The following is a 3074-nucleotide window of genomic DNA, read 5'->3' on the forward strand; positions in this document are numbered from 1 at the left end:
TTAAATTTTTAATGGCAAAAAATGAGGATGACATTATCAACATTCAAAAGACTATTCAAGAAGTACTATGAATGCGGTGTGAACATAAAGGATATCCATCAAATCAGGGTTTCACTTAAAGTGAAACTCTGACCTTCCCAAAGCCTTTGCCCTAATACTGAACTTCACTATAACCTATTTCAACCCTGTGCATGGTTACAGAGTCGGAATCTGCACAATCATAGTCCTGACTGAAAATGATGTAATTATACTTATCGAAAGGAGCTATTCCTAATTTATTTTTTAAATGTCGTAAACTGGTTTGTTGATTGATCCATTCATCATCGACAACGATAAATCGTTCTGTTAGCCCCTTTTTAAGTACCTTTTTTTTTTTGGTAAACCCGGAAATATCCCGCAGATTTCCTCTCCATAATCCAGCCATAAACCCGATATAAGCAATATCTTTAGTATACGACACATGGTCATAATAATGACCATCTATCCCGATTTGCCAATGAGCAGAAATTTGATAGTTATCACGTTGTATGGGATTCTCTATAAACTCAACATAACTTTTTATTGTATCAATGATACAAACAACTGTATCATTGGTTAATACCTGACTTTCAGCGTAAATACTATGTATCATAACTAAAAGTAAAAAAATAAACTTTCTCATAACTACTTGCAATTTTCGGTTGGCCATAATGGGATAAAATCCGTTTGATAAAAATTATAGTCCCTTTGGTTTTTTAAATCCCTGTAATAATCCTTAAAAGCATTTGTTTCTTTTAAGCCGCCCCAGGACAGAATTTCAAAAAAAGTATCAATATCCCAGTAATCGTTATCTGCGACAGCCCCTTCAAACAACTTTCGCTCACGGTCATGATCTGGAATTAGTCAGGGCTTCACTGCAAGTGAAACCCTGACTCTTGCCTTAATACTGGACTTCACTATACCCAATTTCCACCCTGTGCATGGTTACAGAATCGGAATCTGCACAATCATAGTCCTGACTGAAAATGATATAATTGTACTTACTAAAAGGGGCATAACCTAATTTTCGTCCCAATGAATTTAAACTGGTTTGTTGATTGATCCATTCATCATCGACAACAATAAATCTTTCTGTAAGACCCTTTTTAGGTACTCTTTTTTTAGGAAACCCAGAAATATTCCCAAGATTTCCACTCCACCAACCTGCGCTAAACACAATACAGGCAATATCCTTATCATACGGGACATGATCATAATAATGACCATCTATCCTGATTTGCCAATGATCAGGAGGTTGATAATTATCGCGTTTTATGGGATTTTTTACAAATTCAACATAACTGTTGGTGGTATCAATGATACAAACCACAGTATCGTCTGTTACCACTTGTGAGGAAAGTGAATTATAGGTTAGCAATCCACTAATAAAAAATATCACGAACTTCATAACTAATTGCAATTTTCGGTTGGCCATTTAGGGATAAAATCTGTCAAATAAAAATTATAATCCCTTTGGTTCTTCAAATCCCTGTAATAATCCTTAAAAGCATCGGTTTCTTTTAAGCCGCCCCAGGACAAAACTTCAAAAAAGGTATCAATATCCCAGAAATCGTTATCTCCAACTGCCCCTTCAAACAACCTCCGCTCACGGTCATGATCGGAAAGATAATAAAAAGAAGCCAATGCATCTTTCATGAAACCAATGTATTGGTCGGCCATATAATTATGTTGTGCCGTATCGCCATACTGAATCAGATATTGATTCCAATCTGAACTAAAATTCGGTTCCGGAGCAAGACCTTGATGAATTTCTTCTTGAAAAATTTTTCCAAAAAGATAAGCATGAAAACATTCATGGAGAATGGTACGCGCAAGGCTTATGGAAGGAGCATTCAAACGTTCCTGATCAATGATTATTACCATATCTTTAGGTATAGGATGATAAACACACCGTCCATTTGCATTAATACTATCTAACTGTCCAATGGTGAATACCAGATCAATCTGACTGGTATCCAGCTCAAACCCTGCCAGTAACCGGTTAATGATGTCCCCTTTGTCGAGCTTGTCCTTTACACATTGTGCGCTTGATGTTTCAAAGGATGGATGGTAATCGATATCAGGATTGGAGGGCGTAATTTCCTTTTCAGAGTTTTCATCCTTTTCTATATATGTTCCTGAACCCGAACTCCCGCCTCCGCCACCATCATCGGGGAACCAATCATCATAAACTCCCCCGCCACCTCCATCATCAATACTCATCACAGGTAATGTCCTGGTAAAACAAGAACGTTTCAGATAAGAGACATTTCCATTATAAATTAGATATATGTCATTACAGAACTCGACTTCAAGCAAGTAAATTGACTTTAATGAATTTTCATTCTGAGAACCATCAGAAATATATCCACTTATTATTTCTCCTCCCTTGTACTTCCACGCATTCGCAAAGCTTCCGTCCAGATGATTAAATACAATCAATCCGCTAAAGGATTCGCCGCGGTGGTAATAATCAACAGAGTCGATGCTGCCGCCCGAAGCAAGATAGTCTTCATCGGGGACAACTGTCATCAAAAAACCACGGGTTTCACCGCTTTCTTCATTTGCCTGAACCACTATGCGGGTACGTGAACGAACGGTCTCTTCCGTGCTTTCACTTTTTAACAGGCTGGTGCCGTTCAGGGCTTCGGAAAATGCCTCTTCATCGCCAACAGTAAACACGGGCGTTTCAACGTTATATTATATGTCCCACGTGTTGGGATATACTGTTTTCCCAATCGCCAAACAGGGGTACTTCGGCGGTCTGAACACCGGTACTTTTGGTCGACAATTCTCTTTCAAGAAAAACATTTCCCCCGGTTTGCTGATAAAACCACTGACGCGCATCATCAACACTTTGGTAATCAAAGTCTGTCAGAGTTGTATCGTTGGCTGAGACCTTCATTTCATCTTTTTCACAGCCGGTTAAAAACAACAATGGAAGGAAAACAAAAAGCAGACATACAAAATAAGAAATTTGCTTCACAGGTAAAGAGTTTAAGTTAGAATTGAATGAGTCTGGTCAAACCTGCATTATTCATAAATTATCTATTACG

4 protein-coding genes are annotated in these 3074 nt (G+C 38.1%); all 4 read right to left on the minus strand.

Annotation, left to right across the window (positions count from 1 at the left end; all coding sequences use genetic code 11):
* Window positions 1-151: 151 nt before the first annotated feature.
* Window positions 152-631 (minus strand): hypothetical protein, encoded by a 480-nt coding sequence (locus OQ5_RS0109525; RefSeq protein WP_255297462.1) that lies wholly within the window; start codon window positions 629-631, stop codon window positions 152-154.
* A 288-nt stretch (window positions 632-919) separates the two neighbouring features.
* Complete coding sequence (locus tag OQ5_RS0109535; RefSeq protein WP_016777277.1) at window positions 920-1426, minus strand: hypothetical protein; 507 nt, start codon at window positions 1424-1426, stop codon at window positions 920-922.
* A 2-nt stretch (window positions 1427-1428) separates the two neighbouring features.
* On the minus strand, window positions 1429-2700 hold the full coding sequence (locus OQ5_RS0109540; RefSeq protein ID WP_016777278.1) for a hypothetical protein: 1272 nt from the start codon (window positions 2698-2700) through the stop codon (window positions 1429-1431).
* A gap of 13 nt (window positions 2701-2713) precedes the next feature.
* The gene (locus OQ5_RS0109545; RefSeq protein WP_016777279.1) at window positions 2714-3004 is read right to left on the minus strand and encodes a hypothetical protein; all 291 of its coding nucleotides are present in this window, start codon (window positions 3002-3004) and stop codon (window positions 2714-2716) included.
* Window positions 3005-3074: the final 70 nt, after the last annotated feature.

Origin of the sequence: Anaerophaga thermohalophila str. Valhall (genome assembly GCF_000250735.1) — a bacterium.
Taxonomy (GTDB): domain Bacteria; phylum Bacteroidota; class Bacteroidia; order Bacteroidales; family Marinilabiliaceae; genus Anaerophaga; species Anaerophaga thermohalophila_A.